A 13,505-nucleotide genomic window follows, 5' to 3' on the forward strand; every position below is an offset into this window, starting at 1 on the left:
GCGAAACCGACATGGTTGAGAAAATCACAGTCACCGAAGGCGAGTTCGCCGGATGGACGACCTATGAAATCTCCAACACCACCTTCGATTCCACCGTCGGGCCCTTCTATCGAAAGCCTGACCCCGACGGCTCGATGCGCTGCGCCTTCCGGGCCGAACAGAAGCACATGAATTTCGGCGGCCGGATGCACGGCGGCTGCCTGATGACCTTTGCCGACATCGCCATGTTCCAGATCGCCTATCAGGAGATGGAGGGGGCGTCCGGCGTGACGGTGCAGCTGGATTCCACCTTCATCGACGGCGCCTATGTCGGCGAACTGATCGAGGCGACCGGCCAGGTGACGAAGGCCGGCAAGAGCCTGATCTTCGTGCGCGGTCAGATCAACACGGGCGACCGGCTGCTGATGACCTTTTCGGGCGTGATCCGGAAGTTCACGCCGCGAGACTGAGGCCGCCTACTTCGCAGGCGCGGCGTAGACCACCCGGCATTCGCCATCGACCGTGGTGTAGCGGCCATTGGCGGCGTCCACGAAGGCGATGCGGCCGCCGTCGTTGTATTCGACCTTGCCGGTCGAGCGACCCTGGAAGGTCTCGACGCCATAGGTCCAGCAGGTGATGTCGGCCGGGCGGTCGCTGAAGGTGGCGTCGTTGCGCGCGCGCCGGCTTTCCGTACAGGCGGCGGCGGACACGGCGAGGCCGAGGACGAGGGTGATCGTGACTGCTCTGTTCATGCCGCACAGCTTGGCATGACGAACAGGGAGCGAAAAGCCTCTAGACGCCTGCCTTGGCCGCCGGGCGAGCGCGACAGGCCTCCAGCCAGCGGGCCAGATGGGTGAACTCTTCCGGCGGGCGGTATTTGACCAGACGGGCGAAGTCGAGGCCCACGGCGGCGACGATGTCGGCGATGGTGAAGCGGTCGGCGGCGATGAACTCATGCTCGGCCAGTTGGCGATCCAGCAGGCGCATGAACTTCTCGGCGCCGACGCGGCTGTATTCCGCGACCTGAGGCTGGGGGGCTTCCAGCGCGGCCAGGGCCGGGTGGCTGAAGCGCACGTTCAGCATCATCGGGTTGGCCAGGTAGATCTCGCAGCGGCGGGTCCACATCTCAATGACGGCCTGTTCCTTCGGATCGTGACCGAACAGGTTCGGCTCCGGGTTCAGCGCCTCCAGATAGCGGCAGATGGCGATGGATTCCGACAGGCAGGTCCCGTCGTCCAGTTCCAGCGCCGGAACGTGCGGCACGCCGACCCTAGCGCGGTATTCCGCCGTGCGGTGCTGTCCGGACAAGAGGTCGATCTCGACGAACTCGACGTTGTCGATGCCCTTCTCGGCCATGACCCAGCGGACCCGGCGCGGATTGGGCGCGCGATAGGAGGTGTAGAGCTTCATCGGACGGTTCCCCCAGATCAGACTTACTGGCCGAACACCGAGGCCGGCATGGCCCCGACGATGCAGGCGGTCATCAGGGTGGCCAGGAAGCCGGCCAACAGGGCCTTCCACACCATACCCAGAACCTCTTCGCGGCGCTCGGGCATCAGCACCGACAGGCCGGTGACGGTGATGCCGACCGAACCGATGTTGGCGAAGCCGCACAGGGCGTAGGTCATCAGCATCCGGGTGCGCTCGGTCATGTCGCCGTCGGGCACCTGACCCAGTTTGATGAAGGCGACGAACTCGGTCAGGGTCAGCTTGACGCCCAGCAGCCAGCCGGCCTTCTGCGCGTCGGCCCATTCCACGCCGATCAGCCAGGCCACCGGCGAGAAGACCACGCCGAGGATGCGCTCGACGCTCAAGGCCTCGCCGCCGATCCAGAAGGCGCCCAGCATGACGTTGGCCAGGGCCACCAGGGCCACGAAGACGATCAGCACGGCCGAGATGTTCAGCACCACCATCAGGCCATCCGAGGTGCCCTTGACGATGGCGTCGATGGCGCTGTCGTACTTGAGCGCCGAGTTGTAATCGGCGACCGCCCCGCCCTGCCCCGGTTTTTCCGGGATGATGATGCGGGCCAGCAGGACCCCGGCCGGGGCCGAAACGATGGAGGCGACCAGGACGTGGCCCGCCGCATTGGTCAGGACCGGCGCCAGGATGGTGGCGTAGGCCACCATGGTCGAGCCGGCGACGGTGGCCAGACCGACCACCATCATCAGATAGAGTTCCGAGCGGGTCAGCTTGTCCAGATAGGCGCGGATGACGATGGGGCTCTCGATCATGCCGAGGAAGACGTTGGCCGCCACCGCCAGGGCCGAGGCGCCGCCCAGACCCATGGTGCGCTGGAACAGGAAGCCGAAGCCGAGCGTGATCCACTTCAGGATCTTCCAGTGCCACAGCAGGGCCGACAGGGCCGAGATCACCAGGATCAGCGGCAGAACCTTGAAGGCGAAGGTGAACAGGGCGCCCTCGTTGGCGACGGCGTAGGGCTGATCGCCGCCGGCCAGGTAGCCGAAGACGAACTTGGTCCCCTCTTCGGTGGCCAGTTCCAGCCCCTTCACCGCATTGTTGATCGCATCCAGCACCACCTGAGAGCCCGGAATGGCGAAGGTCGCCAGCACCAGGGCCGCCTGCACCGCCACCGCCCCAATGGCCAGACGCCAGGGGAAGACCTTGCGGTTCTCGGACATCGCCCAGCAGACGGCGATGATGACGACCAGACCGAACAGGCTCTGGAGGTTCAGAAGGGTGAACATGGGAAAGGCGGCTCCGCAACCGGCCGACGGCTGAGGACCGTCCTTGAAACCTGCTTGAACGCTACCCCGCGCCTGCTGGTCAAGAGCGCATGCGGCGTCCTGTCGCGCCAGCGCCTCGGCTCAGCCCAAACTTTGCCGTTATGCGAGACGCCAATCGCCGTTACGTCATCAACGGGAGAGGTCCGATGCGCAAGGAACTGATCGGGGCGGCGGCGGCGAGCGCCCTGCTCGCGGGATGCCAGGACGCATCGCGTCAGTATGCCGACGAGTCGGTGGACGTCGAACTGATGGCGGCCGCGCCCGCCGCGCCCGTCATGGGCGGCGCCGCCTCCGCGCCGCCGGGACCGAGCGGTGCCCCCTCGTCGGTCGTCGCACCCAGCATCGCCCCCAGCATCGCCCCCAGTATCGCCTACGCATATCGTTTCGGGCTGGAGCTTCCGGCAGAGGCCGCGACAAGCCTCATGACCAAGCATGAACAGGCCTGCATCGCCGCCGGCCCTGCCGCCTGTCAGGTGATCGGTTCGAACTCCAGCCGCGTCGGTCGCGACTCGGTCGAGGCCCGCCTCGAAATGCGCGCCACGCCCGCCTACGTCGCCCGTTTCCGCGCGGCGCTGGACGGCGAGGCCAAGGGCGCCGGCGGGCGCGTGGCCGAACAGGCCGTCGAGAGCGAGGATCTGACCCGGCAACTGGTCGACACCGAGGCGCGGATGCGGGCGATGGAGACGCTGCGCGACCGGCTGCAGCAGCTCCTGGCCACCCGCAGCGGCCCGCTGGAACAACTGCTGCAGGTCGAGCGTGAACTGGCGCGGGTCCAGGGTGAACTGGACGCGACGCGCTCGGCCCTGGCGGTCATGCGGACGCGGGTGCAGACCTCGAAGCTGGACGTGACCTATCGCGCGGCGGGGCAACTGGCGCCCGACAGCGCCCTGAAACCTGTCACCGACGCCCTGGGCCAGGCGGCCTATCTGTTCATGTCGACGTTGGGCGCGCTGATCATGCTGCTGGCCGGGGTCCTGCCGCTGTTGCTGGTGTTCGCGCCCCTGGCGTGGCTGGGGTGGCGCTGGCGTCAGAAACGCGCCGTGCAGCGCCGGGCCGCCGAGGCGGCGCGCAGGAAAAAGGCGGAGGGCGAGCCCTCCGCCTGATTGCCGTTTTCCTCCTCCCCATGGAGGGGGAGGAAATCCCTGCCCTTACAGCTGGCCGCGGACCAGCTTGCCGTAGTCGTCCATCAGACTCAGCGACAGTTCGCCGGGCGTGAAACGGTGGTCGCCGATCTCGCTGACCGGGGTGACTTCGGCGGCCGAGCCGGTGAGGAAGCATTCCGAGAAGTCGGCCAGTTCTTCCGGCAGGATGTCGCGGATCACCACCTCGATCCCCTTGGCCTGGGCCATCTCGATCACGGTCTGGCGGGTGATGCCGTCCAGGATGTGGTCGACGCGCGGGGTGTGCAGGACGCCGCCCTGGACGAAGAAGACGTTGGCGCCGGTGGCCTCGGCCACATAGCCGCGCCAGTCCAGCATCATGGCGTCGGCATAGCCGCGCTTTTCAGCCGCGGTCTTGGACATGGTGCAGATCATGTAGAGGCCGCCGGCCTTGGCCGTCGAGGGGGCGGTGGCCGGGTCGGGGCGGCGCCACTTGGCCCACTCCAGACGGATGCCCTTCTTCTTGACCTCGGGGTCGAAATAGCTGGGCCATTCCCAGGCGGCGATGGCCAGGTGGACCTTGCTGTTCAGCGACGAGACGCTGAGCTGTTCGGCGCCCAGATAGGCCACGGGACGAATGTAGCAGTCCGTCAGACCGTTCTTTTCGCAGGTTTCCTTGCAGGCGGCGTCGATCTCGGCCACGCTGTAGGGAATGTCGAAGTCCAGCAGCTCGGCCGAGCGTTTCAGCCGTTGGCTGTGCGCCGTCAGCTTGAAGATTTCGCCGCCGTACATACGCTCACCCTCGAAGACCGACGAGCCGTAGTGAAGGCCATGGGTCAGTACGTGCGTTTTCGCGTCCCTCCAGGGCACGAATGCGCCGTCAAACCAGATCCAGCCGTCACGATCGTCGAAAGGAACGAAGGCCATTGAATAACGTCTCCCGGGGATGTGGTCCGCTTACACTCTTCTCTCCCGCCGCCGTCAACGCCTTGCGTTCGGCAGGATCGCCCAAAGCATGACTGATACGCGCTCGAACGGCCGCTCTGGCCCTGTGGCCGCCCCCGGCGCCGGCCGTCACCTTCTGATCGTCGATGACGACGACAGAATCCGCGAACTGCTGAAAGAGTTCCTGGCGCGCGAGGGCTATCGCGTCACCGGGGCCGCCCACGCGGGCGCGGCGCGGCGTCTGGTCGAGTTGATCGAGTTCGATCTGATCGTGCTGGACGTCATGATGCCGGGCGAGAGCGGGTTCGATCTGACCACCTGGATCCGCAGCCAGGCGTCGCTGTCCAAGACCCCCGTCCTGCTGCTGACGGCCAAGGGCGATCCCAATGACCGGATCGAGGGCCTGTCGCGCGGCGCCGACGACTATATGTCGAAGCCCTTTGATCCGCGCGAACTGGCGCTGCGGATCGAGGCCATCCTGCGCCGCACCGGCGGCAAGCCGATGACCCCGCGCGAAATCCGCATGGGGCCGGCCGTGTTCGACATGGAGCGGCTGGAGCTGACCCGCGACGGCGTGCTGCAACGCCTGACCGAGGCCGAAGCGCAACTGCTGAAGACCCTGGCCATCCACGCCCACTCGCCGGTCGAGCGGATGAACCTGTCGCCCGACACCGCCGACATCACTGGCCGCGCCGTGGACGTGCAGGTGACTCGCCTGCGCCGCAAGCTGGAGGCCGATCCCAAGAACCCGCGCTATCTTCAGACCGTGCGCGGCGTCGGCTACATGCTGGCGCCGGACTGACCCGGCCATGAGGCTGCTGCCCCTCCCCCTCTGGGCGCGGATGATCAAGCGCCGCCTGCCGACCTCCCTGTGGGGGCGGTCGCTGCTGATCATCGTCCTGCCGGTTCTGGTCATGCAGGGGGCCGTGACCTGGGCCTTCTTCGACGCCCACTGGCAGGCCGTGACCGCGCGCCTGTCCGAAGGCCTGGCGGGGGACGTGGCCTGGGCCGCCGAGAGCTATCGCGACCAGCCGACGCCGCAGAACCTGACCGTCATCGCCGACCGGGCCGAGCGGTCGATGCAGCTGTCCATCGCGTTTCAGGAGGGCGCGACCCTGCCCAAGGAACAGCGGCGCGGCGCCATCGGCGTGGTCGACCGCACGCTGGAGAAAGCCCTGGCTTCGCGGCTGGACCAGCCCTTCTGGTACGACACCACCCGCTACCCCGCCTATGTCGACATCCGGGTGCAGGAGCCCGGCGGGGTGCTGCGCGTCATCGCCCCGCGCGAGCGGGCCGTGGCGACCCAGGCCCATATCTTCGTGCTGTGGCTGACGGTGGCGACCATTCTGCTGCTGGGGGTGGCGGTCCTGTTCATCCGCAATCAGGTGCGAGCGATCGAACGTCTGGCCGACGCCGCCGAGGCCTTTGGCCGGGGCGAGACCGTGCCGCGCTTCAAGCCGCACGGCGCGCGCGAAGTGCGGGCCGCCGCCAACGCCTTCCTCGACATGCGCGCCCGCATCCAGCGTCATATCGAACAACGCACGGCCCTGCTGGCCTCGGTCAGCCATGACCTGCGCACGCCTCTGACCCGTCTGCGCCTCGAACTGGCCCTGGCCCCGCCCTTCAAGCGGGCCGAGGCCATGAAGGGCGACCTGGACGAGATGGAGCATATGATCGACGAATACCTGGCCTTCGCGCGCGGCGAGGCCGGGGAAGCGATCCAGGCGGTTTCGGTGCCCGAGATGCTGCGCCGCGCCGCAGAGGACGCCCGCCGCGCCGGGGCCGAGGTGACGGTGGAGACGCCCGACGAGCTGGACGCCATGCTGCGCCCCCTCGCCTTCCGTCGCGCCCTGAACAATCTGGCCGGCAACGCCGCCGTTCACGGCGAGCATGTGCGGCTGTCCGCCCGGCCCCTGCCTTCGGGCGGGATCGAGATCGCGGTCGAGGACGACGGGCCGGGCATTCCCGACGACATGCACGAGGAGGCCTTCCGGCCCTTCTCGCGACTGGACGCCTCGCGCAATCAGAACAGCAAGGGCGTGGGTCTGGGCCTGGCTATCGCCCGCGACGTGGCGCGCGGCCACGGCGGCGACATCACCCTGAGCCGCAGCGATCTGGGCGGGCTGAAGGCGGCGATCCGCCTGCCGGGCTGATCTGTCGCACCCCACGAGCCTGCTTGTGAATCAGGATTTTTCCCTAATGCTGAAGCGAATATCTGGGCTTGAACGCGAAAACGTCCAAACCGATTTGGCTCTAGCGTAGCCGCTGGAACAAGCTCATGTTGGAGGCGTTCCAGGGGGGCCTGGATCAGGAGACCATTTCATGCGTCCTTTCGCATTCCTCGCACCGCTTACCGCCGCCATGGCTCTGGCCGGGGCCGTCGCAGCTCAACCCTCGGCGGTCGTCGTCACCGTCAGCCCCGACTTCGCCAAGACCGCCGAAGAGCTCGGCCAGCGTGAAGTCCAGCAGCAGGTCGACGACCTGACCGCCCGTGTCACGCGCGTCCTGACCGAGCGTCATGCGCTGGACGGCGCCCGTATTGAGCTGACGATCACCGATCTGAAGCCCAACCGGCCGACCATGCAGCAGATGGTGGAGAAGCCGGGGCTGGACCCGCTCCGCAGCATCTCGATCGGCGGCGCCGCCATCGAGGGCACGGTCACGACCGCGTCGGGTGAAGTGCTTCCGGTGAAATACAGCCGCTATTCGACGACGCTGAGCGATGTGCGCGGCTTCAGCACCTGGCAGGACGCGAGCACGACCTTTGACCGGCTGGCGCGCAACCTGGCCGATGGGCGCTACGTCACCCGTTAAGGGTCAGCGGCTGAGTTCGGTGGACTTGGCGACAGCCGCCTGCACGGCGCTCTCGACCGCCCGGTCGAGGGCGCCGTCTGCGTTCAGGGCCACAAGACCGGCCTGGGTCACGCCGCCGGGCGAGGCCACGCGGTCGATCAAAGCGTCCAGAGCCTCGGTTCCTTCGACGCCCGCCGCCGCAGAGCGCAGGGTGGCGCGCGCCAGCCGCACGGCGGCCTCCGGCGTCAGGCCTTCCTCGACCCCGGCCTGGGCCAGGGCGCGGGTGAAGGCGAAATAATAGGCGGGGCCGCAGCCAGACACGGCGGTCGCGGCGTGCATGGCGGCTTCGTCGTCCAGGTGGACGGTTTCGGCGATGAGGGCGAACAGGGCCTCGCCGACGGCGCGGGCGGCGGCGTCAGCGGCCCAGATGGTCGCCACGCCCTGGGCCTGGGCCACGCCGGTCGTTGGCATGATGCGGACGACGGAGCGGCCGTCGAAGCCCTCGGCAATCGTCTGCCCCCTCACCCCGGCCATGACCGAGACGATCACGGCGTCGGGCGCCAGATACGGCAGGACAGGGCGCGAGGCCTCAAGCCACTTGGCGGGTTTGACGCCGATGACGAAGGCGCGGGCGTCGGCCAGAGCTTCCAGCGGCGGATTGATCCGCGCGCCCAGGCCCCGCGCCGTCTCGGCGGCGGGCTTCTCGGACGGGGTCAGGATGATGAGGTCGGCGGGATCGACGGCGCCGGTCCTGAGCCAGCCTTCCAGGATGGCCGAGCCCAGCCGCCCCACGCCTTGCAGGACGACCGGCCCCATCTTCCCGCCCTTGGTCATCAGGCGGTGCCCACGGTTTCGAACAGGCAGGCGTCGATGGCTTCCTGCGCCTTCTTGGAGCCGCGCACCATGAAGTCGAAGGCGGGGTAGTAGCGGTCGGCGGCCTCGATGGCGGCGTCGATCATGGACGCAGCCTGGGCCAGGGTCGGGCGCTCGCTGTGCGGCAGGGCCAGCGAGTGACGGAAGACGATCTCGCCCTCGTCCGGCCAGACTTCGAAATGGCCCAGCCAGGTACGCTGGTTGATCATCGACACCAGTTCATAGGCGGCGGCGCGGCGCGTCTTCATGACGCGCAGGTCCAGGGCGCAGCACAGCTGAAGGCAGTCGCCCTCGGGCCGCCAGGCGAACCACAGCTCATAGTCCTTCCAGTCGCCGGCCAGGGCGAAGGCGAGGTCGCCGTCGTCCGTCCGGTCGAACGGCAGGTTCTCCGCGTTGAGGACGTGCTCCACGACATCCAGGGGGTCGTAGGGAACGTCGACCTCTTCGGGTCGGGCTGCATCCATCAGGGATTCACATTCTTACTCGGGGGTCGCGACTCACGACCTGCAAACGAACGGTAAACGTGTTCGGAGATTCGGCTCAACCGGCTGAATCAGCGTCAGGCGCCGCAGCTGTGGACGTTCCGCTCGACGCCTTTTTCGCAGGCGATTTCTGAGCCTTAAGCTCAGCGATCTCGGCGCGGAGGGCGGCGATCTCGTCCTTCAGCACATCGAACTCGTCGCGGCGGACCAGATCCATCTCGGCGACGAATCGATCCGTCTGGGCCCGCCAGGCGGCCTTGGCCTCGTCGCCCGCAGCCTGGGCCAGACCCATGGCGCCGGTCGTCAGCTTGGCGAACTCGTCGAGGATCGGATTGCGCGTCTGCATGATGAAATCTCGCGTCTCTGCCACACCAGTATATGGTTAATGGCGACTTAAATTGGGTGAACGAAACCTTTCCGTCCGAACCGGCTATAAACTGCTTCGCTGGAAAAGCGCGCGACGAATGCAGTCTCTCTTGCTAGAGATTTTCGGTCCCAAACGGCGCTGACGGAGGCCCTGTGCCCTTCCCCGAATTCGACCCTGTCCTGATCCATCTCGGCCCCCTGCCCATCCGCTGGTACGCCCTGGCCTATGTCGCCGGGATCGTGCTGGGCTGGTGGTACGCTTCGCGCCTGGCCAAGACGGAGCGGCTGTGGTCGCCCGGCAAGCCGCCGGTGACGGGCCCGCAACTGGACGATCTGGTGCTGTGGATCACGTTCGGCGTCATCCTGGGCGGACGTCTGGGCTACGCCCTCTTCTACAAGCCAGCCATGTACGCCCAGCTGTTTACGGGTCAGAACTGGGGCGAGCGGCTGGAGCTGCTGCAGCTGTGGACCGGCGGCATGAGCTTCCACGGCGGCTTCCTGGGCGTCGTCGTGGCCATCATCCTTTACGCCAACCGCCAGAAGATCAATCCGCTCAGCCTGGGCGACCTGATCGCGCCGGTCGCGCCGATCGGCCTGCTGTTCGGGCGCATCGCCAACTTCATCAACGGCGAGCTGTGGGGCCGCGAGACGACGGTTCCCTGGGCCATCCGCTTCTGCAACGCGCGCATCGAGCAGATGTACGGCTTCTGCCCCGCCGGCAATGAACCGCGCCACCCGAGCCAGCTGTATGAAGCCGGGCTTGAGGGGCTGTTGCTGCTGATCATCCTGTCGCTGGCCATCTGGAAGTGGAAGATGCTGAAGCGTCCGGGCTTCGTCACCGGCCTGTTCCTGCTGGGCTACGGCGTCTGCCGCGCCGCCTTGGAGAACGTGCGTCAGCCGGACGCCGGACTGGAGCACCTGCCGCTGGGCCTGACCATGGGCATGATCCTGTCGATCCCGATGATGCTGGTCGGCGCCGGGCTGATCTGGCGGGCGCTGAAGAAGCCGGTCGTGGCGGAGGCGTAAGAGGCCATGACGGAGACGCTCAAGGACCGGCTGGTCCGCGAGATCGTGCTGACGGGGCCGATGACGGTGGCGGACTATGTCACCCGCTGCCTGCACGACCCCAAGGGCGGCTATTACTCGACGCGGCCCGCGCTGGGGGAAGGCGGCGACTTCATCACCGCGCCCCTGGTCAGCCAGATGTTCGGCGAACTGATCGGTCTGTGGGCCATTGAGGTCTGGAGCCGTCTGGGCGCGCCGGAGCGCGTGCGGCTGGTCGAGGTCGGGCCGGGCGACGGGACCTTGATGTCCGACGTGCTGCGGGCGGCGCGGCTGGTCCCCGGCTTCCTGGAGGCCGTGGACCTGATCCTGATCGAGCCCAGTGCGCCGCTGCGGGCCGAACAGGCGCGGCGGCTGGCCGAGGCCGACGTTCACCCCCGCTGGCTCAGCGCCCTGCACCAGATCGAGACCGACGCCCCCGTCATCCTGATCGGCAACGAGGTGCTGGACTGCATGCCCGCGCGCCAGTTCATGAAGACCGAGGGCGGCTGGGCCGAGCGCCGCGTCGGCGTGACCGACGACAATGAACTGACCTTTGGCCTGGTCGCCATCTCGGGCGGGTTCGAGCGGCCGGAGTACGATGTCGAGCCGGGTCAGGTGGTCGAGATTTCGGAACAGCAGGCGGCCTTTGCGCGCGACCTGGCCGTGCTGGTCAAGGCCGCCTCGGGCGCGGCCCTGCTGATCGACTATGGCCGCAGCCGCCCGGGCGCGGGCGACACCCTGCAAGGTCTGAGGCGGCACCAGAAGGTCGACCCGCTGGCGACGCCGGGCGAGGCCGACCTGACGCAATGGGCCGACTATCCTCTGGTGCTGGAGGCCGCTGTGCGGACCGGGGCGGATGTCACCGGCTGCGTCGGTCAGGGCGCCTTCCTCAAGGCCCTGGGGATCGAAGCCCGCGCCCAGAGGTTGATGCAGGCCCGCCCCGACGCCGCCCCGGTCATCCAGCGCCAGCTGGACCGCCTGACCGCGCCGGACCAGATGGGCGAACTGTTCAAGGCGGCGGCGATCTTCTCGCCCCGCTCGCTGGCCCTGCCGGGATTTGAAGGATGAGCCTGAACCCCATCACCCACCCCCTGCTCGACAAGGCCGGGGTCCGCCACGGCTTCTTCACCCGCGAGGGCGGCGTGTCGGAGGGCATCTACGCCGGACTGAACACCGGCGTCGGCTCCAAGGACGATCCGGCGCGCGTGGCCGAGAACCGTCGTCGCGTGGCCGAATGGATGGGCGGCGCCTACGACGACCTGTGCGGCTGCTATCAGATCCACTCCGCCGTGGCCCGCGTGGCCGACAGCGGCTGGAAGGGCGAGCGGCCCGAGGGCGACGCCGTGGTCGCCGCCGTGCGCGGCCCCATCGCCTCCGTCCTGACTGCGGACTGCGCGCCCGTCCTGTTCGCCGACGCCGAGGCGGGCGTGGTAGGTGCGGCCCATGCGGGCTGGAAGGGAGCCCTGGGCGGGATCATCCACTCGACGGTGGCGGCGATGGAGGCCCTCGGCGCGCGGTCTGAGCGCATGGTCGCCGTGGTCGGTCCCTGCATCGCGCAGGCTTCCTATGAGGTCGGCGCCGACTATCAGGAGCGGTTCGCCCATCATGACCCCGGCAGCGAACGCTTCTTTGCGCCGGGCGCAACGGAGGACAAACGCCTGTTCGACCTGCCGGGCTTTGTCCTGTGGCGGCTGGAGCAGTCCGGCGTCGGCGACGCCGCCTGGACCGGCGACGACACGCGCGCGGACGCAGCGCGATTCTACTCGAACCGGCGGGCGTTTCTGGCGGGGGAGCCGGATTTCGGGCGGCTGATCAGCGCGATCGCCCTGACCTGATCCTTCTCCCCTTGAGGGAGAAGGCGGGCCGCGCCGCGGCTCGAATGAGGGGTGTCAGCGCTGCGCTGGGATAGGTGAGGCCGACGACAGGGCTGACTCGTGAAGGGCGCCGCCGTCACCCCTCATCCGTCATGCAGGCATGACACCTTCTCCCTCAGGGGGAGAAGGAAGAGAGGATCAGCCCGCCATCGCCATGTCGGGGACTCGAACCGTCTCGCGCCAGGCGTCGGGCTGGGCCAGCAGAGCGCGGACCAGCTTGTTGTTCAGGGCGTGACCGGCCTTGACGCCTTCGTAGCGGCCCATCAGGGGCGCGCCGAGAACATAGAGGTCGCCGATGGCGTCCAGAGCCTTGTGGCGCACGAACTCGCGTTCCATGCGCAGACCGCCGGGGTTCAGGATCTCGTCGCCGTCGATGACCACGGCGTTTTCCAGCGAACCGCCGCGGGCCAGACCGGCCTGACGCAGGGCCTCGACCTCATGGGCGAAGCCAAAGGTACGCGCGGCCATGATGTCCGAGCGGAAGGTCGCCTCGTCCACGACGAAGTCCACCACCTGATTGCCGATGACCGGCGTGGGGAAGTCGATCTCGAAGCGCATCTCGTAGCGATCGCAAGGCAGCAGGAAGGCGGACTTGTCGCCCTCCTCCACCCGGATCGGCTTAAGGATCTCGATGAAGCGGACCGGGGCTTCCTGACGGCGGAAACCGGCGCGGTCCAGCAGTTGCACGAACTGCAGGGCCGAACCGTCGAGGATCGGCAGCTCGGGGCCGTCGACCTCGATCACGGCGTTGGAGACGCCGAGCGCGCACAGGGCGGCCATCAGGTGCTCGATGGTCGACAGGCGCACGCCGGCCGCATTCTCAATCATGGTGTTCAGGCGCGCGTCGACGACGGCCTCGCCCGAGACGGGGATGCGGTTGTCGCGGTCGGTGATGTCGGTGCGCACGAAGACGATGCCCGTGCCCGGCGCAGCCGGACGCACGACCAGCTTGACGCGCTGGCCGGTGTGCACGCCCACGCCGGCGCAAATGGCCGGGGCGACGATGGTCTGTTCGTGATGGTCGTGACGGACCGGCAAGCTGGAAACTCTCTGTGTTGCGCGGCTCCGCGCATGACGTGCGGAGTTCGCCTCACCTGTCGTTTAACCACGACCGCTCAAGCCGGAAATGAAAGTCGGGTTTCGAAATGTTTCGGTCGGGTGACAGCCTGCCCATGCCGCCGGGACCTCATCTTTCCTTCGCGGCTCATCCCGGCGGACGCCGGGAGGAGCGGGACCGGAAAGGCGCCGAGTCCAATCCCGCCAAGAAAAAACGCCCCGGAGCCAGGCTCCGGGGCGTTTCAA

General features: G+C 67.8%; 16 protein-coding genes. 8 read left to right on the forward strand and 8 right to left on the reverse strand.

What is annotated here, in order from left to right; all coding sequences use genetic code 11:
- The first annotated feature begins 11 nt into the window (after positions 1–11).
- Positions 12–449: a PaaI family thioesterase gene (locus tag P0Y52_10460; protein ID WEK56964.1), complete on the forward strand. Its 438-nt coding sequence runs from the start codon at positions 12–14 to the stop codon at positions 447–449.
- 6 nt (positions 450–455) lie between these two features.
- On the opposite strand, the gene P0Y52_10465 is transcribed toward P0Y52_10460, so the two are convergent.
- The 3 genes from P0Y52_10465 to P0Y52_10475 are packed head-to-tail and all read right to left on the reverse strand — an operon-like array spanning position 456 to position 2,687.
- The gene (locus tag P0Y52_10465) at positions 456–731 is read right to left on the reverse strand and encodes a hypothetical protein (GenBank protein ID WEK56965.1); all 276 of its coding nucleotides are present in this window, start codon (positions 729–731) and stop codon (positions 456–458) included.
- Positions 732–771: 40 nt separating this feature from the next.
- Positions 772–1,389, reverse strand: a complete 618-nt coding sequence (locus P0Y52_10470; protein ID WEK56966.1) for a glutathione S-transferase — start codon at positions 1,387–1,389, stop codon at positions 772–774.
- A gap of 23 nt (positions 1,390–1,412) precedes the next feature.
- Positions 1,413–2,687 (reverse strand): nucleoside transporter C-terminal domain-containing protein, encoded by a 1,275-nt coding sequence (locus P0Y52_10475; protein WEK56967.1) that lies wholly within the window; start codon positions 2,685–2,687, stop codon positions 1,413–1,415.
- 185 nt (positions 2,688–2,872) lie between these two features.
- On the opposite strand from P0Y52_10475, the gene P0Y52_10480 reads away from it, so the two are divergent.
- Positions 2,873–3,829 (forward strand): DUF4349 domain-containing protein, encoded by a 957-nt coding sequence (locus P0Y52_10480; GenBank protein ID WEK56968.1) that lies wholly within the window; start codon positions 2,873–2,875, stop codon positions 3,827–3,829.
- A 45-nt stretch (positions 3,830–3,874) separates the two neighbouring features.
- Here P0Y52_10480 and P0Y52_10485 read toward each other — a convergent pair whose 3' ends face one another.
- The gene (locus tag P0Y52_10485; GenBank protein ID WEK56969.1) at positions 3,875–4,753 is read right to left on the reverse strand and encodes a branched-chain amino acid aminotransferase; all 879 of its coding nucleotides are present in this window, start codon (positions 4,751–4,753) and stop codon (positions 3,875–3,877) included.
- Positions 4,754–4,841: 88 nt separating this feature from the next.
- On the opposite strand from P0Y52_10485, the gene P0Y52_10490 reads away from it, so the two are divergent.
- The 3 genes from P0Y52_10490 to P0Y52_10500 all read left to right on the forward strand — a co-directional run bounded on the left by P0Y52_10490 (position 4,842) and on the right by P0Y52_10500 (position 7,585).
- Positions 4,842–5,573, forward strand: a complete 732-nt coding sequence (locus P0Y52_10490) for a response regulator transcription factor (protein WEK56970.1) — start codon at positions 4,842–4,844, stop codon at positions 5,571–5,573.
- Positions 5,574–5,580: 7 nt separating this feature from the next.
- Positions 5,581–6,924, forward strand: coding sequence for an ATP-binding protein (locus P0Y52_10495; GenBank protein ID WEK56971.1), 1,344 nt, complete (start codon positions 5,581–5,583; stop codon positions 6,922–6,924).
- Between the two features lie 169 nt (positions 6,925–7,093).
- Positions 7,094–7,585: a hypothetical protein gene (locus P0Y52_10500; protein WEK56972.1), complete on the forward strand. Its 492-nt coding sequence runs from the start codon at positions 7,094–7,096 to the stop codon at positions 7,583–7,585.
- 3 nt (positions 7,586–7,588) lie between these two features.
- Here the strand turns inward: P0Y52_10500 and P0Y52_10505 are convergent, their stop codons facing one another.
- The 3 genes from P0Y52_10505 to P0Y52_10515 all read right to left on the reverse strand — a co-directional run bounded on the left by P0Y52_10505 (position 7,589) and on the right by P0Y52_10515 (position 9,265).
- Entirely contained in the window at positions 7,589–8,398 is an 810-nt protein-coding gene (locus tag P0Y52_10505; protein WEK56973.1) for a pyrroline-5-carboxylate reductase dimerization domain-containing protein, read from the reverse strand.
- On the reverse strand, positions 8,398–8,901 hold the full coding sequence (locus P0Y52_10510; GenBank protein ID WEK56974.1) for a YbjN domain-containing protein: 504 nt from the start codon (positions 8,899–8,901) through the stop codon (positions 8,398–8,400). Before P0Y52_10510 ends, P0Y52_10505 begins: the two co-directional genes overlap by 1 nt.
- Before the next feature lie 76 nt (positions 8,902–8,977).
- The gene (locus P0Y52_10515) at positions 8,978–9,265 is read right to left on the reverse strand and encodes an accessory factor UbiK family protein (GenBank protein WEK56975.1); all 288 of its coding nucleotides are present in this window, start codon (positions 9,263–9,265) and stop codon (positions 8,978–8,980) included.
- 173 nt (positions 9,266–9,438) lie between these two features.
- Here P0Y52_10515 and lgt point away from each other — a divergent pair, with 173 nt between their 5' ends.
- The 3 genes from lgt to P0Y52_10530 are packed head-to-tail and all read left to right on the forward strand — an operon-like array spanning position 9,439 to position 12,164.
- Positions 9,439–10,311, forward strand: a complete 873-nt coding sequence (gene lgt / locus P0Y52_10520; protein ID WEK56976.1) for a prolipoprotein diacylglyceryl transferase — start codon at positions 9,439–9,441, stop codon at positions 10,309–10,311.
- A gap of 6 nt (positions 10,312–10,317) precedes the next feature.
- Positions 10,318–11,397, forward strand: coding sequence for an SAM-dependent methyltransferase (locus P0Y52_10525; GenBank protein ID WEK56977.1), 1,080 nt, complete (start codon positions 10,318–10,320; stop codon positions 11,395–11,397).
- Positions 11,394–12,164, forward strand: a complete 771-nt coding sequence (locus P0Y52_10530; protein ID WEK56978.1) for a polyphenol oxidase family protein — start codon at positions 11,394–11,396, stop codon at positions 12,162–12,164. Before P0Y52_10525 ends, P0Y52_10530 begins: the two co-directional genes overlap by 4 nt.
- A gap of 177 nt (positions 12,165–12,341) precedes the next feature.
- Here P0Y52_10530 and lpxC read toward each other — a convergent pair whose 3' ends face one another.
- The gene (gene lpxC, locus P0Y52_10535; GenBank protein ID WEK56979.1) at positions 12,342–13,241 is read right to left on the reverse strand and encodes a UDP-3-O-acyl-N-acetylglucosamine deacetylase; all 900 of its coding nucleotides are present in this window, start codon (positions 13,239–13,241) and stop codon (positions 12,342–12,344) included.
- Between the last annotated feature and the right edge of the window lie 264 nt (positions 13,242–13,505).

This window comes from Candidatus Brevundimonas phytovorans (assembly GCA_029203145.1).
Lineage (GTDB): Bacteria > Pseudomonadota > Alphaproteobacteria > Caulobacterales > Caulobacteraceae > Brevundimonas > Brevundimonas phytovorans.

What these genes read in the sequence shown, in the direction of transcription:
- P0Y52_10500 (WEK56972.1), top strand. Translation starts at nt 7,094, where the DNA reads ATGCGTCCTTTCGCATTCCTCGCACCGCTTACCGCCGCCATGGCTCTG.
- P0Y52_10505 (WEK56973.1), bottom strand. Translation starts at nt 8,398, where the DNA reads ATGACCAAGGGCGGGAAGATGGGGCCGGTCGTCCTGCAAGGCGTGGGG.
- P0Y52_10525 (WEK56977.1), top strand. Translation starts at nt 10,318, where the DNA reads ATGACGGAGACGCTCAAGGACCGGCTGGTCCGCGAGATCGTGCTGACG.
- P0Y52_10485 (WEK56969.1), bottom strand. Translation starts at nt 4,753, where the DNA reads ATGGCCTTCGTTCCTTTCGACGATCGTGACGGCTGGATCTGGTTTGAC.
- P0Y52_10460 (WEK56964.1), top strand. Translation starts at nt 12, where the DNA reads ATGGTTGAGAAAATCACAGTCACCGAAGGCGAGTTCGCCGGATGGACG.
- P0Y52_10515 (WEK56975.1), bottom strand. Translation starts at nt 9,265, where the DNA reads ATGCAGACGCGCAATCCGATCCTCGACGAGTTCGCCAAGCTGACGACC.
- P0Y52_10530 (WEK56978.1), top strand. Translation starts at nt 11,394, where the DNA reads ATGAGCCTGAACCCCATCACCCACCCCCTGCTCGACAAGGCCGGGGTC.
- P0Y52_10490 (WEK56970.1), top strand. Translation starts at nt 4,842, where the DNA reads ATGACTGATACGCGCTCGAACGGCCGCTCTGGCCCTGTGGCCGCCCCC.
- P0Y52_10475 (WEK56967.1), bottom strand. Translation starts at nt 2,687, where the DNA reads ATGTTCACCCTTCTGAACCTCCAGAGCCTGTTCGGTCTGGTCGTCATC.
- P0Y52_10480 (WEK56968.1), top strand. Translation starts at nt 2,873, where the DNA reads ATGCGCAAGGAACTGATCGGGGCGGCGGCGGCGAGCGCCCTGCTCGCG.
- P0Y52_10495 (WEK56971.1), top strand. Translation starts at nt 5,581, where the DNA reads ATGAGGCTGCTGCCCCTCCCCCTCTGGGCGCGGATGATCAAGCGCCGC.
- P0Y52_10470 (WEK56966.1), bottom strand. Translation starts at nt 1,389, where the DNA reads ATGAAGCTCTACACCTCCTATCGCGCGCCCAATCCGCGCCGGGTCCGC.
- P0Y52_10465 (WEK56965.1), bottom strand. Translation starts at nt 731, where the DNA reads ATGAACAGAGCAGTCACGATCACCCTCGTCCTCGGCCTCGCCGTGTCC.
- P0Y52_10510 (WEK56974.1), bottom strand. Translation starts at nt 8,901, where the DNA reads ATGGATGCAGCCCGACCCGAAGAGGTCGACGTTCCCTACGACCCCCTG.